Annotated in this window: 21 protein-coding genes and 1 pseudogene; 12 read left to right on the top strand and 10 right to left on the bottom strand. The window is 43.6% G+C overall.

Annotation, left to right across the window (positions count from 1 at the left end):
• Positions 1-100: 100 nt before the first annotated feature.
• Both OCV19_RS06530 and OCV19_RS06525 read right to left on the bottom strand, forming a co-directional pair.
• Positions 101-307, bottom strand: a complete 207-nt coding sequence (locus OCV19_RS06530; protein WP_065677450.1) for a hypothetical protein — start codon at positions 305-307, stop codon at positions 101-103.
• Positions 308-434: 127 nt separating this feature from the next.
• Positions 435-1,838, bottom strand: coding sequence for an aminotransferase-like domain-containing protein (locus OCV19_RS06525; RefSeq protein WP_065677451.1), 1,404 nt, complete (start codon positions 1,836-1,838; stop codon positions 435-437).
• A gap of 218 nt (positions 1,839-2,056) precedes the next feature.
• On the opposite strand from OCV19_RS06525, the gene OCV19_RS06520 reads away from it, so the two are divergent.
• The 3 genes from OCV19_RS06520 to OCV19_RS06510 all read left to right on the top strand — a co-directional run bounded on the left by OCV19_RS06520 (position 2,057) and on the right by OCV19_RS06510 (position 5,604).
• The gene (locus OCV19_RS06520; protein WP_065677452.1) at positions 2,057-2,356 is read left to right on the top strand and encodes a hypothetical protein; all 300 of its coding nucleotides are present in this window, start codon (positions 2,057-2,059) and stop codon (positions 2,354-2,356) included.
• A gap of 352 nt (positions 2,357-2,708) precedes the next feature.
• Positions 2,709-4,211 (top strand): HD-GYP domain-containing protein, encoded by a 1,503-nt coding sequence (locus OCV19_RS06515; protein WP_065677453.1) that lies wholly within the window; start codon positions 2,709-2,711, stop codon positions 4,209-4,211.
• 202 nt (positions 4,212-4,413) lie between these two features.
• On the top strand, positions 4,414-5,604 hold the full coding sequence (locus OCV19_RS06510; RefSeq protein ID WP_017065416.1) for an amino acid aminotransferase: 1,191 nt from the start codon (positions 4,414-4,416) through the stop codon (positions 5,602-5,604).
• 86 nt (positions 5,605-5,690) lie between these two features.
• Here OCV19_RS06510 and OCV19_RS06505 read toward each other — a convergent pair.
• From OCV19_RS06505 to OCV19_RS06495, 3 genes and pseudogenes are all read right to left on the bottom strand, one after another.
• Positions 5,691-6,563: pseudogene (locus OCV19_RS06505) on the bottom strand (IS3 family transposase); the annotation flags it as partial.
• Positions 6,530-7,039, bottom strand: coding sequence for a helix-turn-helix domain-containing protein (locus OCV19_RS06500; RefSeq protein WP_261875691.1), 510 nt, complete (start codon positions 7,037-7,039; stop codon positions 6,530-6,532). The gene OCV19_RS06500 and the pseudogene OCV19_RS06505, both read right to left, overlap by 34 nt.
• A 118-nt stretch (positions 7,040-7,157) precedes the next feature.
• Positions 7,158-7,799, bottom strand: coding sequence for an outer membrane beta-barrel protein (locus OCV19_RS06495; protein ID WP_029405474.1), 642 nt, complete (start codon positions 7,797-7,799; stop codon positions 7,158-7,160).
• 150 nt (positions 7,800-7,949) lie between these two features.
• On the opposite strand from OCV19_RS06495, the gene OCV19_RS06490 reads away from it, so the two are divergent.
• A complete protein-coding gene (locus tag OCV19_RS06490) occupies positions 7,950-9,839 on the top strand; it encodes a DUF294 nucleotidyltransferase-like domain-containing protein (protein ID WP_019822585.1) in 1,890 nt (629 codons plus the stop codon).
• A gap of 5 nt (positions 9,840-9,844) precedes the next feature.
• Complete coding sequence (locus OCV19_RS06485; protein WP_065675169.1) at positions 9,845-10,561, top strand: 3'-5' exonuclease; 717 nt, start codon at positions 9,845-9,847, stop codon at positions 10,559-10,561.
• A gap of 207 nt (positions 10,562-10,768) precedes the next feature.
• Here OCV19_RS06485 and OCV19_RS06480 read toward each other — a convergent pair whose 3' ends face one another.
• From OCV19_RS06480 to OCV19_RS06465, 4 genes are all read right to left on the bottom strand, one after another.
• Positions 10,769-12,658 (bottom strand): GGDEF domain-containing protein, encoded by a 1,890-nt coding sequence (locus tag OCV19_RS06480; RefSeq protein ID WP_065675168.1) that lies wholly within the window; start codon positions 12,656-12,658, stop codon positions 10,769-10,771.
• A gap of 20 nt (positions 12,659-12,678) precedes the next feature.
• Complete coding sequence (locus OCV19_RS06475) at positions 12,679-13,827, bottom strand: sugar ABC transporter substrate-binding protein (RefSeq protein WP_065675167.1); 1,149 nt, start codon at positions 13,825-13,827, stop codon at positions 12,679-12,681.
• Positions 13,828-14,178: 351 nt separating this feature from the next.
• Positions 14,179-15,273 (bottom strand): 3-phosphoserine/phosphohydroxythreonine transaminase, encoded by a 1,095-nt coding sequence (gene serC / locus OCV19_RS06470; protein ID WP_065675166.1) that lies wholly within the window; start codon positions 15,271-15,273, stop codon positions 14,179-14,181.
• Between the two features lie 163 nt (positions 15,274-15,436).
• Complete coding sequence (locus OCV19_RS06465) at positions 15,437-16,699, bottom strand: DUF945 family protein (protein ID WP_065675165.1); 1,263 nt, start codon at positions 16,697-16,699, stop codon at positions 15,437-15,439.
• Positions 16,700-16,882: 183 nt separating this feature from the next.
• Here OCV19_RS06465 and OCV19_RS06460 point away from each other — a divergent pair, with 183 nt between their 5' ends.
• The 3 genes from OCV19_RS06460 to OCV19_RS06450 all read left to right on the top strand — a co-directional run bounded on the left by OCV19_RS06460 (position 16,883) and on the right by OCV19_RS06450 (position 20,146).
• Entirely contained in the window at positions 16,883-18,826 is a 1,944-nt protein-coding gene (locus tag OCV19_RS06460; RefSeq protein WP_065675164.1) for an ATP-binding protein, read from the top strand.
• Complete coding sequence (locus OCV19_RS06455) at positions 18,819-19,316, top strand: response regulator (protein WP_065675163.1); 498 nt, start codon at positions 18,819-18,821, stop codon at positions 19,314-19,316. The genes OCV19_RS06460 and OCV19_RS06455 overlap by 8 nt, the downstream gene beginning before the upstream one ends.
• Positions 19,317-19,603: 287 nt before the next feature.
• Positions 19,604-20,146, top strand: coding sequence for a hypothetical protein (locus OCV19_RS06450; protein ID WP_048609214.1), 543 nt, complete (start codon positions 19,604-19,606; stop codon positions 20,144-20,146).
• Positions 20,147-20,307: 161 nt separating this feature from the next.
• On the opposite strand, the gene OCV19_RS06445 is transcribed toward OCV19_RS06450, so the two are convergent.
• Positions 20,308-20,889 carry a TfoX/Sxy family DNA transformation protein gene (locus OCV19_RS06445; protein WP_017060401.1) on the bottom strand — a complete coding sequence of 194 codons (582 nt, stop codon included), beginning with the start codon at positions 20,887-20,889 and terminating at the stop codon, positions 20,308-20,310.
• Positions 20,890-21,246: 357 nt separating this feature from the next.
• Here OCV19_RS06445 and OCV19_RS06440 point away from each other — a divergent pair, with 357 nt between their 5' ends.
• The 4 genes from OCV19_RS06440 (at position 21,247) to panP (ending at position 25,590) form a co-directional block, all read left to right on the top strand.
• Positions 21,247-22,167 (top strand): HDOD domain-containing protein, encoded by a 921-nt coding sequence (locus OCV19_RS06440; protein ID WP_065675162.1) that lies wholly within the window; start codon positions 21,247-21,249, stop codon positions 22,165-22,167.
• Between the two features lie 54 nt (positions 22,168-22,221).
• Positions 22,222-23,127 (top strand): lysine exporter LysO family protein, encoded by a 906-nt coding sequence (locus OCV19_RS06435; protein ID WP_017071961.1) that lies wholly within the window; start codon positions 22,222-22,224, stop codon positions 23,125-23,127.
• Between the two features lie 173 nt (positions 23,128-23,300).
• The gene (locus tag OCV19_RS06430; RefSeq protein WP_065675161.1) at positions 23,301-23,828 is read left to right on the top strand and encodes a hypothetical protein; all 528 of its coding nucleotides are present in this window, start codon (positions 23,301-23,303) and stop codon (positions 23,826-23,828) included.
• 118 nt (positions 23,829-23,946) lie between these two features.
• A complete protein-coding gene (panP, locus tag OCV19_RS06425) occupies positions 23,947-25,590 on the top strand; it encodes a pyridoxal-dependent aspartate 1-decarboxylase PanP (protein ID WP_065675160.1) in 1,644 nt (547 codons plus the stop codon).
• The last annotated feature ends 113 nt before the right edge of the window (positions 25,591-25,703 follow it).

Here is a 25,703-nt window from a genome sequence, read left to right as displayed (position 1 = left end):
AAATAAAAACCTCCGCACTTGCGGAGGTTTTTTTATGTTCGGAATAAAACGAGACGACGGCTGTTTCTGCGTACTACCATCTGGACTCCTTATTCAAAAGCTAATCCACGTCTTGGTCGATAGCGTATTTTATTGCGAGACCGCAGATTGCCATCATAACGAATGGGATCGCGGCAGTGGTGTATTCAGCCCACGCCATATCAGCGAATGCTTTTGCAAGCAGTACGTGGCCGAGAACAAGCAGAAGCGCACACACAATCGCGACAATAATCAGCTTAACTTCATTTCCCATAGTCATTTTCAACATAACGGTATCTCCAATATTTGGTCTACCGTTATTGAATCACAACTCTTTGGTCAATTAGGCGTACAGTTACCCCACAAACAACCCGTACAGTTGGAATGATTGTCTTTTTTATGAGGGACTTAAGGTTTTACGAGTGCGTAAGTTGATGTGCCAGTTTGCCAAGCCAGATGAGCGCCTGTTCTTTCTCTTCTGTCAGTTCATAAGAGAAGTTCAATCGTATCGCGTTATCCACTCTGCCCTGCTCACTAAACAGATCGCCAGATGCGACGCTAATACCTTGTTCGATAGCCAGTTGATGAAACTGTTGGCTGTCGAATTTTTCAGAGAAACGAATCCATACCAAGTAGCCACCAGCCGGTTCTTCAATCTCGATTGAATGCGGAAAGTACTGCTTAATGACATCGATAAATCGCTCTTTCCTGACGACAAGGTTTTTACGCAGTTTACGAAGGTGATTGTCGTAGCTTTCATGTGTTAAGAAATGGGCGACACCAAGTTGAACGGGAGCGCTGCTTGATAACGTAGAAAGAAGCTGTAACTTTTGAATCGCATCGTTAAAACGCGTGTTCACAACCCACCCTACTCGATAACCCGGACATAGGCTTTTTGAATACGACCCACAAAGCAAAACGGAATCGGTCTTATCGAAGGCCTTAAGTGGCTTCGGCTTATGCCCTTCGTAATAAAGATCGCCATACACGTCATCTTCAATAATGTAGGTTTCGTGTTGTTCTGCAATTTCTACCACACGGCGCTTTGCCTGTTCCGACAAACTGGTTCCCGTTGGGTTTTGAAAAGTCGTCATCAGCCAACACGCTTTAACATCTTGGTTTTGTAGTGCGTTTTCAAACTGCTCTATATTCAACCCATTGATTGGGCAAACGTCCACTTCGATAGGGTTAAGCCCTAGCCTCTCGACCGCCTGCAGAGCACCATAGAATGCGGGAGACTCAATCACGACGTTATCACCCGACTTGGTGACCGTTTGCAGGCTCAAGTTAAGCGCTTCCATTGCGCCAGAGGTAATCACGATGTCTTGATGATTAACCGTGATCCCTTGCTGCAGATAACGCTGCGCGATTTGTCTTCTCAAGGACTCACTGCCCGGTGGTAAATTATTGATCACACTGGCGCCAGTCATTTTCCTGCCCGCGCTGGCAAGGTTTCGAGTCAAGGTAGGTAACGGGAACAGGTCAGGATCTGGGAATGCAGAGCCGAAAGGAATCACTCCTTCAGCTGAACTCGACTTCAAGAAATCAAATAAGCGGTCATTAATGGCTTTCTTTTCACTAACGAGAGGCTGTGCGTAATCAACGCCGTCCAGCCTTGGCGCTACAAAGTAGCCCGACTGAGGTTTAGCGATGATCCACCCTTCGCTTTCTAGCAACTGGTAGGCTTGTAAGACAGTACTATTGCTGACGTTGTAATTTCGACAACTCATGCGTACCGAAGGGATCTTCTCTCCGGATCGCCACGTATTGTTGGCTATCTGAGTTCGAATATCCTTTGCAAGCTCTTCATAACGCGCCATCTAATTGTACTACCTAGAGAAATTCTGTGAGCCGGTGATTTTATCACTTACGCCAACAACTATTGCTGCTATCCATATGATCGCACCTAATTTCCACAATAGTGTGAATTGGTTCACAGATAACTTTGTAAGCTTTGCTAAGTTTGTACCCAAGGTAGGAGCTAAGTTGGCTTTCTACCTCAATAATTTGATGTAACCCAAAAACATGCGAGATAACAATGAAAAAAATAGAAGCAGACCAATTAAGTTATAAAGGAGAGTCAAACGGTGTTCACAGTTGGACAACACCGAGCGGTCAGCCATATTACTGGCACCCAGATTGGCTCCATATTGCTGAAGATGCGACAGGCTCACATCCAAAGCAAAAGATCGATGTCGAACAAGACCAAGCACCAACGGAAAAACACGCGGTGTCTGCTATTCTGAAACACATCAACCAATGGGCTGCAGACAAACTAGCGTCTCACCCTGAGATTGAAACCAGCTCTATTGAAGCTGAAATCAATCTGAAAAAGTAATTTGATTTAAAGTAAGTAGCGACCCCAATTACTCGCGACTTTGCTCAAATATATCGACTGAATAGCCTCGAACCTCATTGAGGCTATTCATGTATCTTCATAGTAACGCTGCAATAACCTCCATCCAGTTTACAAATCACTCACGCAATCCACTTTCTTGTATCAATCAACGAAAGCTATCGATAGAATTCTCGGTCTTATTCACATTAGCTATACATTTAACTCTTAATTCCAAGCTCGTGAATCAATATCAGACTTACGTAAAACAAAAAGAGTTTCTTAAATCGGGCAAAAACCTGAGAAACCGGTGTGAATTACGTGAACCTAAAAAGAACTGAACCAAGGCTTATCGATGGATACTTCAAACTATAATCAATCGCTAACGACTAAGTTATACGTCATTGCTGGCGTGCTGTTTGGCACCTATGGCAGTCGGGTGTGTCCTATGCTCGAGAGCTTAACGGCGTTAGAGATTTTCACACAAGTCAGTATTGTGTTTGTCTTATTATGGCTCGCGCGTCGTTACCTATTAGCTCAACATACCTTGGTCAAGCAAGGCCGATTCGCGCAACTCGATACCCTGCTATTTTTTGTTGCAAGTGTGCCTTTCGCGCTCTACTACAACTTAAGCTATGAATTCACCATAGATAGCAATTTGAAGGTGCTGTTTGGAATGAGTCTATTCGGCTTCTTTACCGGAACCATTCTTCAATTGAACGCCAAGCTCAGCCAAATGGATAAAATGGAGACGACTGGTCAATTTGATTTCCAACTGGTTGGTGAAAGAAGTTCACTGGTCAAGCAGATGATAGGCTTGGTTATCGTGCTTCTGGTAACACTGACGACTATGTTGACGATGATTGCCGTCAAAGACATCTTCTGGCTAGAACATAACCCTGACCGCTTATTAGATGGCACCGGCAAGATCAGCGTGATCAAAGAGTTTATTTATTTGGCTGTGGTGCTGGGTGGCTACGCGATAACCATCATGACGCTTTGGAGCAAGCTAATTAAGCGTATTCTCCTAAGCCAAGAGCACGCATTAAACAAAGTCACCAATGGCGAGCAAGGCGTTCGCTTACCTATTTTCGGCTACAACGAGCTTGGCTCTATGGCTTCTATGACTAATACCATGCTTGATAGCCTAGAAACCGCGCAAAACGAAGTCAAAACCACACGTGACGTCGCCATTGTGAGCTTATCGGCATTGGCTGAATCTCGAGACAATGAAACGGGCGCTCATATCCTAAGAACTCAAGAATATGTAAAGGTACTCGCACAAGAACTCAGCAAATCAGAAACCCACTCAAGCTTGTTAACACCAAACTACATCGAGTTGCTCTACAAATCTGCGCCTTTGCACGACGTGGGCAAAGTCGGTGTGCCTGATAGCGTATTATTGAAACCTGGTAAATTGACGGACGAAGAGTTTGAGATAATGAAAGGTCACCCCGCGATTGGTGCTGAAGCGTTATCTATCGCAGAAAAGCAGTTGGGAAGTAGCTCTTTCTTAAGAGTAGCAAAGGAGATATCTCTGACTCACCACGAGAAATGGAATGGCAGTGGTTATCCTAATCAGTTGTCTGGTGAAGATATCCCGTTATCTGGCCGTTTAATGGCATTAGCTGATGTTTATGATGCGCTCATCTCGAAGCGAGTCTACAAGCCAGCCTTTACTCATGAACAAGCTAAACAGATCATCTTAGAGGGCAATGGGACGCATTTTGATCCGCAAGTTGTCCAAGCTTTTCTAGCGGTTGAACAAGCGTTTGTTTCAATTGCCGCGACCTACAAAGATGGCAAAAATGTAGCGAGTGAACTCGAGCGCGAAAGCTTTATTGCTCAACCAGCGTAATCTATTCAAAATCCACTAACTTCTTGCACCCTATAGGTTAATCCGTAGGGTGTTTTGTTATCAAATACCCTCTTTAGTCAATAAATCTGATTGAAATGGATTTTTTTTGGTCTTTCTGTTCACTTCGTATTGTCTTAAAAATTCCATACAGGTATAACTACCCATAGATACTATCCCCTCTCAATTGACATGGATGAAGATTATGTTTGAAAAAGTGTTAGCTGCTCCCGCCGATCCTATCCTCGGCCTTACTGAAGAGTTTAAAAAAGACTCTCGTGCAGAGAAAATCAACCTTGGCGTTGGCATCTACAAAAATGAAGATGGTCAAACACCAGTACTTAAAACAGTAAAGAAAGCAGAAGCTGCACTTCTTGAAAACGAAAAAACCAAATCTTACCTAACGATTGAAGGTACAGCTGAATACGGTCTAGCGGTTCAGAAACTTCTTTTCGGTTCAGACGCAGAGATCGTTGCATCTCAACGCGCTAAAACAGCACAAGCTCCAGGTGGTACAGGTGCACTTCGCGTAGCGGGTGAATTCATCAAGCGCCAATTGGGCGAAGTGAAAATCTGGATCAGTAACCCAACTTGGGCTAACCACAACGGCGTTTTCGCAGCTGCGGGTATCGAAACTGCTCAATACAGCTACTACAACGCTGAAACTAAAGACAAAGACTTCGCTGGCATGGTTGCTGACCTAGAGAAAGCTTCTGAAGGCGATATCGTTCTTCTTCACGGTTGCTGTCACAACCCAACAGGTATCGACCCAACAACTGAAGAGTGGGAAGTACTGGCTAAATTGGTTGCTGAGAAGAAACTGCTGCCTCTATTCGATTTTGCTTACCAAGGTTTTGCAAAAGGCGTTGAAGAAGATGCTGCTGGCCTACGTATTTTTGCTCAATACAACAAAGAGATCCTTGTTGCTAGCTCGTTCTCTAAGAACTTCGGCTTGTACAACGAGCGTGTTGGCGCATTCACTCTGGTTGCAGAATCTGCAGACGTAGCAACAACTGCGTTCTCTCAAGTTAAGAGCATTATCCGCTCTATCTACTCTAACCCACCAGCGCACGGCAGTGCTGTCGTTACTCACATCCTTGGTGATGCTGATCTACGTGCTGAATGGGAAGCAGAAGTAGCAGAAATGCGCGACCGTATCCAAGAGATGCGTGAGCTATTTGTAACGACACTGAAATCTGAAGGTGTTGATGCAGACTTCACATTCATCGAACGTCAAAACGGCATGTTCTCTTTCTCAGGTCTAAGCAAAGAGCAAGTAACTCGCCTAAAAGACGAATTCGCAATCTACATTGTTGGTTCTGGCCGTATCAGTGTTGCTGGTATGACTAAGTCAAACATGGGTCCTCTATGTAAAGGTATCGCTGCGGTTCTTTAATCGAAAAGCGAAACCTGCACTTGCAGACCAATAGATGTGTAAAAGCCAGCAATTATGAAGTGACCCCATAAAGTTGGACATTTCTGTTAAGCGGCTTTCAAGGCCTGAGTTCGATATTCTATCGGAGTCAGGCCTTTTAGTTTCACTTTTATACGTTTGGTATTGTAGTACTCGATGTATTCTTTAATTTGCTCTATCAGAGCATCTGCATCTTCAAAGCTTTGGTTGTGATACATCTCGGTTTTGAGTAAAGCAAAAAAGTTTTCAGCAACAGCATTATCCAAGCAGTTACCTTTTCTCGACATGCTTTGCGTTAACCCACTCTCCGCTACCTTTTTCTGATACTGTCGATGGCGATATTGCCAACCTTGATCGCTGTGTATAATTGGCTTTGAGTTGGGTTTCAGCGTTGATATAGCCTCCGTCAACATATCCGTGACAAGCGGCAAGCAGGCATTTTTGGCCACTCTATAAGCTACCACTTCCTGAGTAAACAAGTCGACAACTGGAGACAAGTATACTTTCTGCTCTTTGACTTTGAACTCCGTGACATCAGTTACCCACTTTTCATCGGGTTGAGTCGCACTAAAATCTCTTTCAAGCACGTTGGGAGCAGCTTTTCCTGACTCTCCTCGGTATGAACGATACTTTTTAATCCTGACCGTCGATTTAAGGTTGAGCTGAGCCATAAGCCTTTGAACCGTTTTGTGATTAAGCGAGACCCCCTGATTTTTTAGTTCTAAATGAATACGACGATAACCGTATCGGCCCTTATGTTCATGATAAATTGACTTTATCAACCGCAGCTCACGTTCGTAGCTATTTGGGCGCTTGCTCGTTTGAGCCTGATAATAAAAGACACTTTTTGCCAGCTGTAGAGTCTGCAGTAAGTGCTTCAACAGGTACTTGCCTTTAAGAGTTAGAGCTATGACCGCTTTTTCTTTGTTCGACGGTTTTTTTCCTGCTCCAACTCTTCCAACTTTTTTAAAACAGCATTCTCGGTTCGTAAGTAGACTAACTCCTCTTTTAGCTCCTCAAGTGTCATTTCATTATCAGGCTTAGTGGTTCGTTGAGGTTGCTGTTTCATTGAGGGTCTTCCTTTCTGGCGCATTTTGAGCCCCTTGATACCGAGCTCATTAAATCGTTTGAGCCAGGCAGACAGTGTCCCAGGGGATGAGAGGTTTAATACTGCGCTAGTGTGCGTGAGAGACCATTCATTCGTCCACATTAAATTCAATGCTTTTCGTTTTGTTTGAGCAGTCGCGGCATGCTTAGTTGGTAAAAATGAATCAGTACCATGGATGGCAAAGACTTGAGCCCAATACCGTATCTGCCTTGAAGAAATTGAATATTGTTTTGCTAAGTAGAGAGATGACGTGCCATCTAAGTATTGCTTAGCAATGATACATTTTAGCTCTCGGCTATATTTGGACATAAAAAGACCCCCAATAATTGGTGTCCAACTATTGGGGGTCAGTTCATTAAGCTGGCTTTTTTGTGTCTGTCTCTTTATATATAAGATCTATTAGGGCACGTAGCCTTTCCGTTACTGGCTAATACTCTAGGAAAAATTCCACACCTAGCTCGTTAGTACGCTCACTACGAATCTTACCTTCACCATCTCGATGTTGGTATGACCCACCAATCGCAAACTTGTTGGTCACTAGATAACGTAAACCTAAGTGATAGATCTCTTCATCAAACAGGTCACTTCGATTCACTTGCACACTCCCGTTAGCTATCCAACGTTTCGCAAAGCCATAGTTAAGCTCAGCTTTTACCCCTTGGATGAACTCAGTGTCTGAAGATTCAGTTCGGTTGGTGTCATTATCTTCAACCTTACCTTTCGTGATACCAAGCAGGTAGTAAGCCACTATATCTAAATCTTTCTTAATGCTGTAACGGTAACCAACACCTGGCATCAGCGTATCAATTCGAGTTGTGGTGTCATCAGGGTGAATAAAGCGTGCGCTGTAGTCTCCCAGCAACAACCAATCATCCGTCATCGCGTAACTGACGCCTAATCCATACGACGAGGCATTGTTATTACTGCCTGCATCTTCATTTAAACTGCCCGAATGCGCCGTGGCATAAATATGGTCGTAATCCAAAATATCCACCGCGTTAGTGTCCGCCCACAAACTTGGAGAAAACATAAAAACCGCAGATACAAAACTAAGCTTCCACTTCGACATTCCTATCATCCTTAAACTGTCACTCCATTAATTGAAAGGTTAGTCTATCCATAAGACTTTAAAAAGGTTTTAGCTCACAGATTGATTTGTGACGGCAAAATATTATCAAATGTTGTACCATGAAATCATACAAACCAATGGATGATCATTATGGATGCTGAGTTATTAGAGATTCAAAACTTTCTGGCACAATACCCCCCTTTCACAGAACTCCCTGAGGAGATGTTGGCGAAAGTGACCAGTAGCGTGGAAATTTCTTATTACCGCCAAGATACCCCTATCATTCACTTTGGTGATCAAATTCATGACTTATACATCGTTCGAAGTGGCGAAGTCGAAGTCTACCGTCGTAAAGGCGAACTCTATAACCGCCTTGATGAAGGCCACTTGTTCGGTCAAATGGGCCTACTGACCAACAACAAGGTGCGTTTCCCTGTTAAAGCGACCGAAGACACCCTGCTCTACTGTATTCCTGAGCCTATCTTCCAAGAGCTCTACGACAACTATGACTCCTTTGCCGATTTCGTAGAAGTAGAAGATAACGCGCGACTACGCCAAGCCAACTCAGACAGCAACGACGCTAACGACCTAACAACATCCAAGGTTAAAACGCTACTGACCAGCGAAGCGCCAATGATCGAAAAAACGCGCACGATTCAGCAAGCTGCGACCATGATGGCACAAGATAATGTTTCGTCTTTGCTGATCATCGACCCAGATATCGTTGAAGATGATGAAGATGACTCAACACCCGTGATTGGCATCATCACCGACCGAGATTTGTGTACGCGTGTTCTCGCCGAAGGTCTTGATCCATCGGATGAAGTATCCAGCGTTATGACGCCTGAGGTTATCTCACTCGACCATAATGCTTACGTATACGAAGCTATGATGACCATGCTTCGCTATAACGTGCACCACTTACCAGTGCTTAAAGATAAGAAGCCGATTGGTATTATCGAAGCGACCGATATTGTTCGTTATGAGTCTCAAAACTCGCTGTTATTGGTAAGTAGTATCTTCCAGCAACAAAGTATCGAAGACCTGAAGGTGCTTTCCGAGCAAGTGAAAGATAGCTTTGTGCGCTTAGTTAACGAAGATGCCAATGCCCACATGGTGGGTACTGCAATGTCGGTAATTGGCCGTAGTTTTAAACAGCGTATTATCGAGTTGGGTGAAGAGAAGTTAGGTAAATCACCAATCCCATACTGTTTCCTTGCGTTAGGTTCGATGGGACGTGATGAGCAACTACTGGTTACCGACCAAGATAACGCCATCATCCTCGATGACACATACGACGAAGCAAAACACGGTAAGTACTTTGAAGAACTTTCAAAATTCATTTGTGACGGCTTAGACCAATGTGGTTATGTTTACTGTACTGGCGACATCATGGCGACCAACCCAACGTGGCGTATGACTCGTCGACAATGGGAAGAGTGCTTTGCCGATTGGATTGATGATCCAAACCCGAAAGCCCTATTGAATGCTTCTATCTTCTTCGACTTAGATGGCGTTTATGGTCGTCTGAAATGGGCTGAGCAATTGAACAGCTTTATTGTTCGACGCGCACGTAAGAATAACCGCTTCTTAGCGTGTCTTGCACGTAACGCACTCAACCGTACACCGCCGCTTGGCTTCTTCAAAGATTTCGTGATGGAAAAAGATGGCCGTCACAACAACTCTATCAACCTTAAGCGTCGTGGTACTGCGCCACTGGCTGATTTGATTCGTGTTCACTCACTGGCGGTAGCCTCTCGCTCTAAGAACTCGTTCGAACGCTTAGATGACATTATTGATGCTGGTATTCTGCCAAAAGGCCGAGCTCAAGATTTGAAAGATGCGATGGAGTTTATCTCTCTGGTTCGTATTCGCCACCAAGCACACGATGTCGACAACAACATCGAGCCTGATAACAACATCGAGCCAGAGAACCTGTCTGACTTCGAACGACGTAACCTAAAGGATGCATTCCAAATATTAAGTAATGCACAAAACTTCCTTAAGTTCCGTTATCAAGCCAGCAACAAATTTAAGTAGGGCCTATGAACAAACTATTCAGATCACCTGCGGTCGATTGGCCATTTAAGTTTGCTCAGAAGCTAGAACGAGCGAGAGACGAACGCTTAAAGCACTTTTATAGCCAGCCTCTTCCTGCGCCTGATACGCCACTTTCAGAAGTGATGTTCTTGGCTGTCGACTTTGAAACCACGGGGTTAAACCCAAACAAAGACGGCATCATTACCATTGGTTTAGTGCCATTTACACTCAATCGCATCTACTTACGACAGGCCAAACACTGGACTCTAAGACCAAAACAGAAGCTTGAAGAAGAATCTGTCGTGATTCATGGCATCACTCACAATGACATCATTGATGCGCCAGACCTTAGCGAAGTGTTGGGCGAGATCTTAGAATCAATGGCGGGACATATACCTGTGGTTCACTATCGTCGTATCGAACGTGACTTTTTGGACAATGCATTGAAAGTACGACTCGGTGAAGGTATTGAGTTCCCAGTCCTCGACACGCTCGAGATTGAATCTCGGATCCAAAATAAACTGGCTGGCGGCTTGTGGAATAAGTTGAAAGGTAAGAAGCCAGCTTCAGTGAGGCTGGGGCAGAGTCGTCGTCGATACCACCTGCCCGACTACACGCCGCACCATGCGCTAACCGATGCCATAGCGACCGCAGAGCTTCTCCAGGCGCAGATTGCTCATCACTTTGACGCAGAGATGCCTTTGAAGAGTTTCTGGCTCTAGCTGGCGTTGAACGGAACGTACACATTTAAAGCCCACTACTTCCCATAAGTGGGCTTTATCATTTTTATCGTCTGTGTTTATACGGCAGTTGGCCCAACCAAACGCTTCTCCCAAAAGCGTTTAAAGCTTATTTTAACGTCACGCCACAGCAGTTCCGCTCTAATGGGCGTCGAAAATCGTGATCGCTATTTGTAAGCGTGATTGGCATTACTTCCCAAACACAGACAACGTTTGGTAATAACGACGCTTTTGCTGATACATATTCTCATCAGCGACTGAGAACAATTGCTCAACGTCTGTTGAATCACTAGAGGCTGCACCAATCGAGAATCTGACAGGAATAGAGATACCCGCTTTGGTCTCGATTGCCTGTTGCTCCTGAGCAATATACAACTGCTCAGCCATCTCTGCGACATTGAGCGAATTCGACTTACCAGACGTTAAGGTAAGCACCGTAAATTCATCTCCACCCAAACGATATAGATTACTGGCAGGTGTCAATTCGTGGCTGATTACGTCTACGCAGCGCTGTATCAGCTCATCCCCGACTTCATGTCCATGAACATCATTCGTGGTTTTCAAGCCATTGATATCAATAATGATCAAAGAAATCTGATTTTGGTTGTCGTTAATGCTGCGTTTACTGAACTCGAAATCTTCATTAAAAGCTTTACGATTCAAACAGCCAGTTGGCATGTTGATGCGCGTAATATTTTCGAGCTCTAGCCAACCGGCTAATTGTTTTTGGTACATGTCAAAAATCAGAAGATCTTCTTCACTGAGTAGAGCAAATGAGCTCGAACAAAAATACCCAATTGCCGTCCCCTGCGAGTCACAGAGTATCAAGTCAGCCTCGCCAGTTCGGTTAAAATGAAATTGAATTGAATGTTGAACAAGTAATGTCTTTAACTCTTGATCGACCATTTGAGGAATCAACCGATATTCAGCCGCCTGTCTCGATGATGCAAACTGCACGATCTTCAAAATACGATGCTTCTGGGATTCTTCACGCGCAAGCGAATACGTTAACTTGCTGGTTTTCTCTTCAACTAAGTCCTCTAGCTGTACATTAAATCTTTCGAGTTTATCGTTGCTTTCGGTCAGTTCACGGACTTGGTATTGTATGCGACCCCACATGGTTTCCAATAAACGACTCAGTGTGACGAACTCAGTAAAACGATGTTCATCCACACTATGAGTCGGTGATTGGTTATGCGAATACGACTTAACAGATTCAGCCAACAAGTTTAACTGCCCTGAGAACCAGCGGCTTAGGAACAGAGCAAACACAATCGCGATGGCAAGCGTCGCCACCAATATTCTGACAAAAACCACCTGAGCTTGTTGCATCTCTAATAAGCGCGCACTGTCGGAAATATGATGTTTGACGTTCAGTACCAACTTGTCGGTAAAGAATTTACTGTCGATAGAGATAATGTTCGCACTTTGTTCAGAAGACTGAGCATCCGTTGAATCAACATAGTTAAACTCAACCGACTCATTTTGATAAAGGAAAGGCGTCACTTTAGTGTTAAGTCTGTCATACCCCATAAGAACCACAAGATAACCCTGCGGCGTGTATGTAGAACCTTCTATCAAACGATAAGGTAGAATCGGCGCGACAAAAGCAATACCGGCAGTGGCATTGTCCGCCACTTCAGTTTCGGTAAACTCGGTGTGGAACAATTTCCCTTGCCCATAAACCGATTGAGGACGCTTCAAGCTTTCTAATAACTGGCTCTGCTCAAAATGGTACAAGCTGCCTTTGCTGTCATAAATGGGCTTCCAGTTTTGGTCCAGAATATAAGTTGCGGACACACTCTCCGCTAGCGCATTGAAGCTATCCATCTTGTCCCAAACAACACTCGAGAAAAAGATATTACCACCCGCTTTAATCAATGATCGGTCTTGCGAATACCATTGGGTTAGGCTCGCCGTCAGATTAATTTGCTCTTGTACGGTTTGACGAATACCGGTCGTAGAGTTGTCCAGCTTGGTTTCTTTTTGCTCTAAAGAACTTTGGTTCTGTTTATTGAGAATCAACTGTCCCGCTAGGTAAACAGGAAGCATTGAGCAAGCCAGCAACACCAAGCCCATGGTGTATTTTAAAGATAGCTTCAATCTCTTACCCTCATATTCGCCGAGTAATATTGAACAAAACCATTGTAAAACTTATGCAGTTCACTCTTTGGCATCCCTGACTTGTAACGCTGATACGCCCGAGCCGATGCCTCCCAAACGATCGCCATCTTGTAGTCACTCGACATCATTTGCGACGCTTGAAACTCATCGTACATATTTGAAAATGTCTGGTTACCTTCCTTAACACGACGTTGATTAACCTCATAAAACGGCGAAACCATGGCACTCGAGTGAGCTAAATAGGTGAAACTGTTTGATTGCAGGTATTGAATGACTTCTTTCAAAGCTAATTTCTTATCTGGGTTCTTCATGCCTTTTTCCGTGACAGCAAAAATCTTCGCGCCACTAAATGAAGACATACTCTCACCACGATAGGTCGGCAACGAATTGATATACAAATCTCGACCAAAAGCGGCATCGAGTTCGCTGAACGCCCAATCACCGTCAATCAAAAACTCGACTTCCCCATTGATAAATCTCTGTCTCGCGCAAATATCACTGCACGATGATTCGATGACTTTTTTCTGCTGCAACATATCGATGAAATCAAAAATGGCAACTAATCCTTCACCGTTAATATTGTTCGACGATAATAAGTCTTCAGAAAAAAGCTGATAGAAAGCCAAATAGAAGTACATGTTTGGATTGGGAAAAAGCACACTCACTTGATCAGACTGATCAGAGCGCTCAATGAGACTTTCCCATGTCACAACTTGCGCTTGAGGTTTGATCGAATACAGAACGACCTGGTTTCCAATACCAACCGGTAACGCCTTAAGCTCACCGTTAATGACCACCGCATCGAGCGCCTTTTTCTCATAGCGTTGGGTATCAACCCAAGCCTCGGGAAGTGTCGCTAATTCGATATATTCAGTTAGACCTAAGAAGTCAGAAGGAACCCAAATGGCGTCGGGAAAAGTATTGTCTCTAGGGTCAGCAACAAGAAGTTCAGAACGAATACTGTTGACGTCAAACGAACGAATTTCTACGCGATGATCCGTCATCGCTTCGATATGTTCTTTTACATAATCGGCCGTTTCATAATTAATACCAGCCCATATTTCAAGTGTGGACGAACAAGCAACGGCTGGAAATAGCATCGCAAATAGACTCAATAACCTCACTCTTGCTTCCTTGTGGTAAAAATTAGACGTTGGATTTTAATCGCCAATCAATAAACCGGGCGATGCGACTTATCGCTCGCTGCTCATGATTAGAGACCTAACTTTGGGCGACACGTTATATAGTAAAAAGTGCCTGAATAACAGTTGCTACTCTCGCTTTAAGAGAAAGGTCTGCTCATTCCGATACATCCGTCATATCTCTGGATGACTGTTCTTACAATAAATCAACATACCATACCCTTTATTATTAACGACAAAAAAAATGCCGCAAAAGCGGCATTTATCTCGTTTGGTGCATTCGACACAATAAAAATCAAATAAGCAATTTATCGGTCAAAGCCCTGTCATCGATTAAGCGTACTTCTCTTCGAAATCTTTCATGAAGCTAACCAGTGCTTGAACGCCTTCCAGAGACATCGCGTTGTAAAGTGATGCTCGCATCCCACCTACCGCTCTGTGGCCTTTTAGTGATTTCAGACCAGCAGCATCAGCCAACTCTAAAAACTTAGCATCTAGCTCTGGTTTCGCTAATTGGAATGGCACGTTCATTCTTGAACGGTTTACTGTATGAACATCGTTTCTGTAGAAAGCTGAGCTATCAATCGCATTATAAAGCAGCGCAGCTTTCTCTTTGTTCACTAATTCCATCGCTTCAACACCACCTTGAGCTTTCAACCACTTGAATACGAGGCCTGATAGGTACCAAGCATACGTTGGCGGTGTGTTGAACATTGAGTCTTTTTCAGCAAGTACTTTGTAGTTAAGAATGCTCGGCAATACGTCGTTTGCTAGCTCTAGCAGATCATCACGCACGATAGCAATGCAAATACCAGCAGGGCCTATATTCTTTTGAGCGCCAGCGTAGATAACACCGTACTGAGACACATCGATCTTACGAGACAGAATGTTAGATGACATATCCGCTACGATTGGCTTATCCGTTTGAGGAAGCTCACTGATTTCAATACCATCGATGGTCTCATTTGGACAGAAATGTACATACGCCGCTTCCGGGTCGATTTTCCAATCTTTAGCTGGAACAACCGCTGCTTTGCCATCAATTGACGTCTTGGCGTTGAATACATCGATTTCGCAATATTTGCTCGCTTCAGTCACTGCACTTTCTGCCCAGTAACCCGCATCAATGTAAGTCGCTTTCGTCGCGTCACCTAAAAGGTTTAGAGGAACAGCAGCGAATTGAGCACGAGCGCCCCCCTGACAGAAAAGAACTTTGTAGTTGTCTGGGATGTTCAGAAGATCACGTAGGTCCTGTTCGGACTCGTCAGCAACTTGAATAAATTCCTTGCTGCGATGGCTGATTTCCATCACGGAAGTCCCTAAACCATTCCAATCAATAAAGTCCGCCTGCGCTTGTTTCATTACCGGTTTAGGCAGTGCAGCTGGGCCAGCACTGAAGTTGAATACGTTATCTAATGTAAGTTCCATGGGGATGATTGCTCCTGCTAAATAATAACTATGCAAGTAATACCATGTTTTACCCAACATAAAAACAACAAAAGAGGTCTTAAGACCTCTTTTGTTTTGTACCGTATAAAATGTTTAAGCTGAACCTGCTAAATCACCCTATCAGTATTCAAGCCTGTTCTGTTTATTGAACAAAAACCGGCATAAGTAGAGCGATTAATGGAATTTCTTGTCCATTTTCGAACACTAGGTTTCCATTTTCTAAGTCAGCGCTGATTTCATAACCACTTTCTGTTTCCTTGATCATTTCCATCACAAGCAATTCATCAATACCTTCACGGATGAATGGGTACTCTTCAACAAGCTCATTTGAGAAGCTAGAGTGAACGTTACCCTTTAATGCAGGTACAATCATCGAAGGATTACTGCTGATGTTTTCGGTTCCTTCCGGTACGCTCACTAACCACTTAGATTCGAATTGACCCTTACCTAGATCTAACGACATATTGTTCATTGAAAGGTCGAAGCCTTTAGCAAACAGGATATCGATAAATGGAATGATCTCGGCAACGTCTTCTTGCGTCATTATTGGATTAGATTGGTAAATCTCAAAGATTTTCTCAAACGATTCGCTATCCAATTTCGACATTTCGAAATCGACGTTTAGGTTGTTCAACTGGCCTTCACTGGTCTCGATGTTTGCGATATCCAGCTTAAGGTTGCTGCGCAGACGCTTAGTCGCTTCATCTAGATGTGATTCAAAATCGTACTTAGAGTTTTCAATGGTCATGAAAGGCTGCATTGCAGAGTCTGAAACCAAGAAGCTATCGATAGTAAAATTCTGAGTACCTAACCAGTAGCCTTTCGCTTGTTGGCCTGAACCCACACCTTTCAGATTAGACAGCGTTACCTCTTCACCGGTTTCAAAATCAATTTGAACTGAAGGGATTGAAAGCTCGTAATCGACTTGGCCTAAAACAGTCGCATGGCCAGAAAGATTCGATTTAGTGATCGAGACCGACGTACCATTCTCATCAGATCCTTGATGATTGAACTGGCTTAACTCGAAGTTAAAGTCAGTGTTGCCGTTTAGCTCAGTGCTAGTTGTCAGAGTTAGAGGCAGAATATCGGTATTCTCAAACGTCGACAGTGCATTTAGGCTCACTAAACCGTGGCTGACTGCACTATTGATGACAAACTCACTCGGCAGCCCATCAATCGCAAGTTGCTCTTTCAGGTTTTCATCCGTCACAGTTAAACGAGTGGTTACGTTGGAAGACAAGTAACCTCTATCGTATTCCACGATCTCAGCTTGAATGCTTGAATTGTTAAGCTTTGCAACGCCATCAGTAATCGCATTTTGTCCAATTTGGCCAACCGCTAAAGGCCAGCAAAGAGCCAATGAGATTGCGCCGCCAATTGCACCAATTTTTCTTAACTGTTCCATGAGTTCTCTTTCTACACGTGTCTGTTTTTTTTAGTCTAACCCATCAGTAGCAAACAAGAAACATTGAGTTAAATCAGTCTATTGCTCGATACTTCGATTGCCTCAATAAATTAACGGCTAGCTCTCATCCTTATTAGGCGGTTCTTGCTAGGCTAGAGACGTCGCTACTATTAAGGTTGAGCTGTGAATCAATACGCTGTTATCTGTTTGGACAATAATCCGGTTAGCATTGAAAGAATACGTTCGGAGCTGGCTCCGTTGGCTTCTGTATTCGATATTTATACTGCCGAGAACCTAGAAGACGCACATCACGCATTAGAAGATATCCATGATCACAACCAAACCGTTGCCTTGGTGATCACTCATCATCATTCTGAATTTAATGGCGTGCAATTTCTGATTGAACTCGAACAGCTGCCCCATAGTAATACCGCAAGAACGATATTAGTCAGCGCTTCGTCAGACATTCAATCCATTCTAACCGCTGTGAATGAAGGCAGGCTCAACCACTGTCTAACCAAACCAGTTCAAGATCAGGTTCTGTTCAAGTCCGCACAAAAAGAGCTGACCTCTTTTGTAATCCAATACGACTCAGAAAACCTGCTCTCTTACAGTAATGCATTGGATCAACAGCGCTTACTCAGAGCGCACATTGAACAAAAGATTCACTCTTTCCAATCGGGTTTCATTCACGATTACCACCAGCTTTCGGATAACGCCCTTGCAGAGCGTGTCGTCAGTGCCTTACAAGATGTGTTTTCAAAAGATGACAAAACCAAAGCCATTCGTGATTACTCGCCCGAACACCTGCTCACTGTGGAAGGCGAAGACAATCGCTTTTTATGGCTGATCATTGAGGGTGAAGCGGCTTTATATAAGAAAGATGAACTCGGGCAACAGCGGGAAGTGGTACGTCACTCCAAGGGGAACATTGTTGGCGGGATGTCATTTGTGACAGGTGAGCCTTCATTTTCTACCGCGATCACCCTAACGCAAACACGCGTTATCAAGCTGGATAAAGATAGCTTTGCTCAGGTGATGCATTCAAACAATACCCTGCTGCCTTTATTTACCAATCTATTGCTTCGTCATTTCAATCGACGTTTGCAACGCAGCATCACCAATAAGATCAAACTGCAGCAAACACTAGAATCATTAGAGTCCGCACATCAACAACTGATCGAAAAAGAGAAAATGGCGATGCTCGGGCAGCTTGTCGCGGGAGTCGCACATGAGCTGAATAACCCGATTGCAGCCATATTGAGAAGCATCGAAACTCTGTCAGACCATCTCGACCAGATATTGGCCAACCTGTCCGTTCCTGAGTCGAATAAAGGGACTGACGTACTGGCACATTCAAAGTTAGCTAAGCCACTATCAACAGCTCAAGAAAGACAGCTCGTAAAGCATCTGGCGTCGACTATTGATGACCGTGCGTTAGCAAAAAAAGCCGTGAGACTAAACCTAAGCCAAGACTCTACGGTGCTAGACACATTAAAAGCGTCCCCTGTCGCAGGCAAAGAGCTGCTCAATGACTTAGAGCATTACCACTATGTTGGAAACTCTATCCGCTCAATTCAAGTGTGCAGCAAGCGTATTGCCGACATGGTCAAAAGCCTAAAAAGCTACGCTAGAGAAGATGAAGAAGTTCGCCACTACACAGATATCCACGAAGGACTTGAAGATACCTTAGTGATCTTCGAAAACAGGCTTAAACATCACCAACTCGAAAAGCATTACGATACCGACTTACCACCTTTATTGTGCCAGTCGCTCTCGCTGCAACAAGTGTGGACCAACCTTATCTCCAATGCGCTCGATGCCCTAACTGAACGAGGAAAAGTGTCCATTACTACCTCTCAACAGATAAAAGGCGACGACGCGTTTCTTGTGGTGCAAATCTCCGATACTGGCCACGGCATTGCCAAAGAAGACATCAACACCATTTTCAACCCAAACTTCACAACCAAAAAAGAAGGCAACTTTGGTTTAGGGATTGGGTTATCCATTTCTCAACAAATCGTTTCGGCTCATCAAGGATTTATTTTGGTGGAGTCAGAGGTAGGCAGTCATACAAACATGCAAGTGTGGCTTCCATTCAAACAAGAAGGAGCACCTCATGAATAAGTACCTAATTTTATGTGTCGATGATGAACCTGAAGTTCTCAATAGTGTCCTTCAGGACTTGGCGATATTTGAAGAGAACTTTCTGGTTGAAGGTGCTGAGTCGGTCGATGAAGCCAAGCAAGTCATCAAAGAAATGGGACAAGATGGTATTAAGCTCGCGTTAATCTTGTGCGACCACATCATGCCAGAAGAAACCGGCATTGATTTTCTGATCGAACTCAACCAACACGACGCGACTAAACCAACACGTAAGCTGCTGCTCACAGGGCAAGCTGGGCTGGAAGATACCGTCACGGCCATTAACAACGCTGCACTTGATTTCTATATTTCAAAACCTTGGCAAGGCAACCAACTGAGAGACACTATTACTCAACAATTGACTGACTATGTCATTGCCAACGACAAACAATTACTTAACTGGACTTCCATCTTGGATACCGAGCGCATACTGACTTCAATGGCGGATAAACGCACCAGTTTTGGTGAATAGCACTGATTGGTTAATCGATACTGAGAAAAGCGGCATTCGATATAAGAAGCGTCCGAACACATACAAATTTTGGATAATTCGCTCGTCTATTTTTCTCATTCGCCCTAAAACATGAGATCTCCGTTACAGACTGATCCTTAATTTGCTTGTTTTTTAACTAAATGAGTAAGGTTTTACATTTTAAAGGATTACTTTTCCGTGAGTTAGATTAAACTGTCTCAATGTTTATGGTTTGCCGATTTGTCTCAAACCAAAGGAATTAACACTAATATAGGTTTACGGTCGTTATGCGCAAAATTCTACTTACTACCGCTATGCTATTGGCTTCTGGTCAAGCACTAGCTGTTGATGAACAACCACAGGTAATGAGCAACTTTAACTATGATTACTTTGAAGCACGCATCGGTGCTAGCCCTGTAACATTTGGTGGTGCGTTCAGTAAGTCAATTCACCCGAACGCTCACGCTATAGCACGTATCGATTCAGAATTTGAAGGCGATTACGACTCAGCTGTAGGTCTTGGTTTCCATGCTCCATTAAACAACTGGGCAGACCTAACTGGTGAAATGCTAGCTCGTATCGTTCAGCCTGAGAACTCAAGCTCTACTGATATCGGTATGGAAATCAACGTTGGTGTTCGCCAATGGCTTGGTCCACAACTAGAAGTTGGTGGTAAAGGTGGTTACGTTTCTATCGATGACAACGATGATTGGACAGGTTCTGTTTACGCGCGTTTCCACTCTACAGAGCTTTTCTCTTTAGGTGCCGAAGCTCGTATTAACGACTTCTACGGTGACCAACTTATGTTCACTGCTCGCTTCAAGTACTAATACTTAAAGCTCAAGCCCTAGCAAATAAGCTCTCTATGAACACTTAGCCTTTTGATACTTAGTCTTTTAAGAAATCCGGCTAAGACAGAAACAAAAAAACCGAGGACATTCCTCGGTTTTTATTTATTAACAGTAATCTTAAGCATATAAGGCAAACTTCTTTAGTGGCAGCTCTTTAGTAATTGCTGCTTGCGTGGCTCTTGTAATAGTTTCCAGTGAATACCATCAATTGCACCCGCAAATTTCCAAAGTAGTTTTAGGTCAACATCGTTTCCGTACGCTTCGCGAACCTTATTAAACACTTCAGGTGCGCCCAACTGCATAAACATTGAAACATCATCCACACCCGCCTTTTTAACCATGCGCTCTAACGTAAGCTGCATGTTTGGTAGATCTCTTAATCTACGGCTAGCTGATGACTTCTTGAAGCTACGCTGCTGAATTGAATTATCGATTGAAGTACGAATAATACTATCCAATTCAGGATGTTCACAGGTAAACAGATCCGTAATGTCGTAATAGTTTACGGTTGCTGTTGTCTGCTTCTTTACATGACGATACTTTTCACAATCAAGATCGGTCAGTTTTTTATCTAATGATTTTCCACCTCTAATGAATAAACAACCTTCACTCAATAAAGCGAACATAGCGTCATTTTGAAAGAGGCCAATACCTCCGAACATAGAACGTTTTTGATGCTCACCAAATTGATTCACGTAATTAATAAATGCTGTCTCGGTCATATCCGTTGATCCTTAATCAAATTACCCCGATTAGGTTGATCACCAGACAAGCAGCTTGTTATGCGAAAATTTTAAATCTATTTTGTTATTCTATAGGTGAATATTATGGTTTCGTTTTTCACCTTTAAATAAATCATACTTCGAAAAGAAAAATAAGTCTGGACTTAGTTCACATCAATCAATTGAGTATTCTGGTTTTTCATGATTGACGTCACAGTAAACTATCAAACCATGCTTAAATTTGGACACCTAGTGATACACCGGTTCAAATTATTAAAGGTTATGTGGACGGATGAGTATTGCCTCGCAGCATCGCGGCTTGTAAAATGGCAGGACATACATGTTTTTACTTTTTATATGAATCATTTATCGTTTTTCTGGCTACCTCAAAATAAGGCTCTTCTCTTAAAGGGTCTAGAATCAGAGTTTGCCCAACTTGTTGGACATTCTATCTCAGCGGGAAAAATAACACTTCCTCCTATCCCTAACGTTGTACTGAAGATTCAATCGCTTTGTACCCTTGAATCAACTGGGATTGCTGAAGTTGCCGAGTGCTTACTCGAAGACCCAGGCCTCGCTGCTATTGTCATTCGTGTGGCTAACTCTGTCGTCTTTAACCGACGCAATATTACTTGTGTTGATATTATGACGGCTGTGTCGCGCCTTGGCATATTAAGAGTACGTGACATCGTGACGGCTCAGGCTATTGAACAACTCAAACACTCAGTCAACCTCAGTAAAGAGTGTAATAAGTTATTGGTTCAGAGCGCGTCTGTATCAAAAGAGCTAGGCGCCACTATGGTACTGGTGACCAACGGCTTCAAAGAGCTCTCCCCTATTGAATACCGTTACCTTGAACATGAAAAATCACTGCTTGTTGGATTACTGGCTGACATTGGTTTGTTCTGTTTGGTTAGCGAATACCACCTCTACCTCGAAAATGGCAATTACCTAGATCACGACATCGCTTTACAGATCTTCCAAGGTCAATGTTCCGCTACCAGTAAATTGGTGCTTAATCGTTGGGGCTTCGACAGTGACTTTATTGATGTGTGCAGCAATACCATCAATAACCAAGAACAACGTGAAGTGTCTTACTTGGATATCGCTCGAATCGCTAACCACCTGCTGATGTTCAGAAACAAGGATGAGAACATCGATGATCACGAAGTTGAACTAAACGTGACAGGTGCAGAGGTGCTTTATAAATTAAGCAACTTGAGCAAGCATGATTTTAATGCAAAGCTAAGCGACGTGATCAATACTAGCGGCTTCTAAGTCACTGTTAAATTACAAGTAAGTGTAATATGAAGTAAATGCAATGGGGAAAGCATGTTTACAGGGATGATCTTTATATTTGCGCCACTCGTCGTGGGGTATCTTTTTGCAATTTCGAACGCTCAGACATTAGAATTTATCAACCGCTCAACATCGCGGTTGATCTACGTGATTCTGGCGTTGATGGGACTAAGCTTAGCCGCCCTCGATAACCTAGGCAGTAATCTGCAGACAATCCTTCTATATACCGTCACTTTCTTTGTCTGCTTAAGCGTTTGTAACCTAATGGCACTGCCCGCTATTGATAAGTTATTGCCACTCAAAACCGACAGTAGCAAGAAGAAGCTTCCCCTCTCTTCTATGGCGATGGAATCTGCCAAACTCATCTTAGTGGTGGGTTCAGGGCTAATCGCTGGCTTAGTGCTTCCTATTGGCCTTGATTGGGTTGATACCGCAAGCGAATGGATTCTGTTTGTTCTCCTGTTCTTTATCGGTATTCAACTGCGTAATAGCGGGCTGACACTTCGTCAGATCTTACTCAACAAGCACGGCATGGTTATCGCAATCACCATTATCATCACCTCAATGTTAGGTGGTGTAATCGCGGCTTACATCCTAGATATCCCTCTGTTCAAAGCCTTGGCAATGTCTTCCGGATTTGGTTGGTACTCTCTGGCTGGTATCTTAATGGGTGACGCCTTTGGCCCTGTCTATGGTGGCGCTTCTTTCATGCTTGAACTGTTAAGAGAGTTAGTTGCCTTGGTACTGATTCCAGTGCTGATTCGCAGTTATCCATGCACTTCCATTGGTTATGCTGGTGCGACTGCGATGGACTTCACCCTACCGGTCATTCAAACAACAGGCGGCGTTCGATGTGTGCCTATCGCTATCGTCAGTGGCTTTATCCTCAGTTTGCTTGTTCCGATATTGATGTTGTTCTTTGTATCTCTTGCTAACTAGATCGCAGGAATAGCGTTTGTTTTAGATTAGAATGCAACTCGAATACCAATGCCCAGACACCGATACAGTTACCGAAATAAAAAGACACTAAGTGTCATTGCTCAACAAATAACGATCACGGTAACCTGTAACGACAAAGTTATAAAAAGAATAAACTTACAAAAGGAACTACTATGAAACGCCTTTGCGTCGCATTACTGCTAGCTTCAACTTCTACTTTCTCTTTTGCAGCAGATTCAATGTCTGAGACAAACCAGTGCCAAGCAAAAAAATATGATGCGTACATCGACGCTTCTTTGAATTGGTATGCCGACCTTGCTGCATTAACCTCTGAGCAATATCCAGAGCTAACAGAAGTGAGTGAGTGGTTCCTAGAAGGTCGTAAGCACCACTTTGAGCTGAATCGTGCTGCGGTTAACTACTACCTTGTGAACGATTCAAGCAAAGTGGCAACAGAGCAGCCTGTAGAAGGCTGGTTGCAACTTGAGCAACACGACATTAAAACGCTATCAACACGTGATGATGAGCTTGGTAAAATCGCGAAAACAACGTTCGATGACCGCCAATCAACGCCTCACGCTCAAAACTACGAACTACGTTCTGCCTTTGCAGAGCTGCTTAGTCACCCTAAGCAAATCGACTCAGCGCTAAAGCGTTACAACCAGTCGATCAGTAAACTTGAAGCGATTAAGTGTAAATAACCCCGCATTTAATATGCTTTTTTGAGAAGTTGGATTTCATAATTAAGACGGGACATTGTTCCCGTTTTCGTTTAGATTGTCCCGCTCGCGTCAATATTAGAAAAATAACTCGCTTGCTATGGTTACGGAACAAAAAACAGCAGATGTTAGCTTCGACAGTCTTCTACGTATCTTCACGGTACCTGAAGGCCCAGATTCAACACTCACTCAAATTGAAGACAAACTTTCACGAAACCTGAATCAATTCTTACGTGAACATATTGTGGCTGAAGAAAAGCCGCTGCGTGAAATTGAGAAAGATTTTTCAAATGCTCATATCCCAGAGCAGCCTGAGTTTGTTTCTGAACATACTGAGCATCTCCTCGATTCTCTTGTGTCTCATTCGGTTCACACGTCTTCGCCAAGTTTTATTGGCCACATGACCTCTGCGTTGCCGTACTTCCTGATGCCGCTTTCAAAAATCATGATTGCGTTGAATCAGAATCTAGTAAAAATCGAGACCTCAAAAGCTTTCACTCCCCTAGAACGTCAAGTTCTGGGCATGTTACATCGCCTGATTTATCAAGATAGTGACCAGTTTTATTCTCGTTGGATGCACAGCGCAAACCACTCTTTAGGTGCGTTTTGTTCTGGCGGTACCATCGCGAACATTACGGCGCTTTGGGTTGCACGTAACAACGCACTAAAAGCGCAAGGTTCGTTCAAAGGTGTAGAAAAAGAAGGCTTGTTTAAAGCTATGAAGCACTACGACTACGAAGGCCTTGCCATCTTAGTCTCTGAACGTGGCCACTACTCTCTGAAAAAAGCCGCGGATGTCCTTGGTATTGGTCAAGAAGGTCTAGTATCTGTTAAAACAGATAACGACAACCGTATTTGTACTGATGATCTAAGACTCAAGATTGAGCAACTCAAGCAGAACAAGATCAAACCTTTCGCCGTCATTGGTGTGGCTGGTACAACCGAAACCGGTAATATCGACCCGCTAAGAGACATTGCTGAGGTGTGTGCCGAATCCGATTGTCATTTCCACGTTGATGCTGCTTGGGGCGGTGCGACTCTAATGTCTAACAATCATCGTCACCTGCTTGATGGTATTGAACTCGCGGATTCAGTCACGATTGATGCGCATAAACAGCTTTATATCCCTATGGGTGCGGGCATGGTTCTGTTTAAGAAGCCAGATGCGATGACTGCGATTGAACATCATGCTCAATACATTCTTCGTAAGGGCTCAAAAGATTTAGGCAGCCATACGTTAGAAGGCTCTCGTTCAGGCATGGCAATGCTGGTTTACGCCGCAATGCACATCATTAGCCGCCCAGGTTATGAACTGCTGATCGACCAAAGCATCAACAAAGCGCGCTACTTTGCCGACCTAATTAAAGATCAGAGCGACTTCGAACTGGTTTCAGAACCTGAGCTTTGCCTACTGACTTATCGCTACGTACCTGAATCAGTCAAAGCTGCACTGCTTAAAGCTGAGCCTGAACATCGTGTCGAACTGAATGAGTTGCTCAATGAACTGACTAAGTTTATTCAGAAGAAGCAGCGTGAAACAGGTAAGTCTTTCGTGTCACGTACACGCTTAAACCCTGAAGCATGGGCACATCAGCCAATCATCGTTTTCCGCGTGGTGTTAGCAAACCCACTAACAGGTAATGATATTCTTTCGTCAGTGCTTGAAGAACAGCGTGAGATCTCTAAACTAGCACCAAACTTGATGGGCAAAATCAACAAACTGGTTACGCAAATCAACCCATAGTCATTCAATTTTAGTTGCATCAAATTGAAAATTTCTTTCTTTTTGATGTAACTAAGCTGTCAGTTCATACTCATTTTGCATTCTTTTTGCTCAAACTCTCTTCCAATTCTGTA

The sequence above is a fragment of the Vibrio celticus genome (assembly GCF_024347335.1).
In the GTDB taxonomy this organism is placed as follows: Bacteria; Pseudomonadota; Gammaproteobacteria; order Enterobacterales; family Vibrionaceae; genus Vibrio; species Vibrio celticus.
The sequence above is the reverse complement of the archived record's forward strand: the minus strand, read 5'-3'. Positions and strand labels throughout refer to the sequence as shown.

Excerpts from the sequence above, each read along its gene's own strand:
- OCV19_RS06530 (WP_065677450.1), bottom strand. The coding sequence starts at position 307 with ATGTTGAAAATGACTATGGGAAATGAAGTTAAGCTGATTATTGTCGCG.
- OCV19_RS06525 (WP_065677451.1), bottom strand. The coding sequence starts at position 1,838 with ATGGCGCGTTATGAAGAGCTTGCAAAGGATATTCGAACTCAGATAGCC.
- OCV19_RS06520 (WP_065677452.1), top strand. The coding sequence starts at position 2,057 with ATGAAAAAAATAGAAGCAGACCAATTAAGTTATAAAGGAGAGTCAAAC.
- OCV19_RS06515 (WP_065677453.1), top strand. The coding sequence starts at position 2,709 with ATGGATACTTCAAACTATAATCAATCGCTAACGACTAAGTTATACGTC.
- OCV19_RS06510 (WP_017065416.1), top strand. The coding sequence starts at position 4,414 with ATGTTTGAAAAAGTGTTAGCTGCTCCCGCCGATCCTATCCTCGGCCTT.
- OCV19_RS06500 (WP_261875691.1), bottom strand. The coding sequence starts at position 7,039 with ATGTCCAAATATAGCCGAGAGCTAAAATGTATCATTGCTAAGCAATAC.
- OCV19_RS06495 (WP_029405474.1), bottom strand. The coding sequence starts at position 7,799 with ATGTCGAAGTGGAAGCTTAGTTTTGTATCTGCGGTTTTTATGTTTTCT.
- OCV19_RS06490 (WP_019822585.1), top strand. The coding sequence starts at position 7,950 with ATGGATGCTGAGTTATTAGAGATTCAAAACTTTCTGGCACAATACCCC.
- OCV19_RS06485 (WP_065675169.1), top strand. The coding sequence starts at position 9,845 with ATGAACAAACTATTCAGATCACCTGCGGTCGATTGGCCATTTAAGTTT.
- OCV19_RS06480 (WP_065675168.1), bottom strand. The coding sequence starts at position 12,658 with ATGGGCTTGGTGTTGCTGGCTTGCTCAATGCTTCCTGTTTACCTAGCG.
- serC (WP_065675166.1), bottom strand. The coding sequence starts at position 15,273 with ATGGAACTTACATTAGATAACGTATTCAACTTCAGTGCTGGCCCAGCT.
- OCV19_RS06465 (WP_065675165.1), bottom strand. The coding sequence starts at position 16,699 with ATGGAACAGTTAAGAAAAATTGGTGCAATTGGCGGCGCAATCTCATTG.
- OCV19_RS06455 (WP_065675163.1), top strand. The coding sequence starts at position 18,819 with ATGAATAAGTACCTAATTTTATGTGTCGATGATGAACCTGAAGTTCTC.
- OCV19_RS06450 (WP_048609214.1), top strand. The coding sequence starts at position 19,604 with ATGCGCAAAATTCTACTTACTACCGCTATGCTATTGGCTTCTGGTCAA.
- OCV19_RS06445 (WP_017060401.1), bottom strand. The coding sequence starts at position 20,889 with ATGACCGAGACAGCATTTATTAATTACGTGAATCAATTTGGTGAGCAT.
- OCV19_RS06440 (WP_065675162.1), top strand. The coding sequence starts at position 21,247 with ATGAATCATTTATCGTTTTTCTGGCTACCTCAAAATAAGGCTCTTCTC.
- OCV19_RS06435 (WP_017071961.1), top strand. The coding sequence starts at position 22,222 with ATGTTTACAGGGATGATCTTTATATTTGCGCCACTCGTCGTGGGGTAT.
- OCV19_RS06430 (WP_065675161.1), top strand. The coding sequence starts at position 23,301 with ATGAAACGCCTTTGCGTCGCATTACTGCTAGCTTCAACTTCTACTTTC.
- panP (WP_065675160.1), top strand. The coding sequence starts at position 23,947 with ATGGTTACGGAACAAAAAACAGCAGATGTTAGCTTCGACAGTCTTCTA.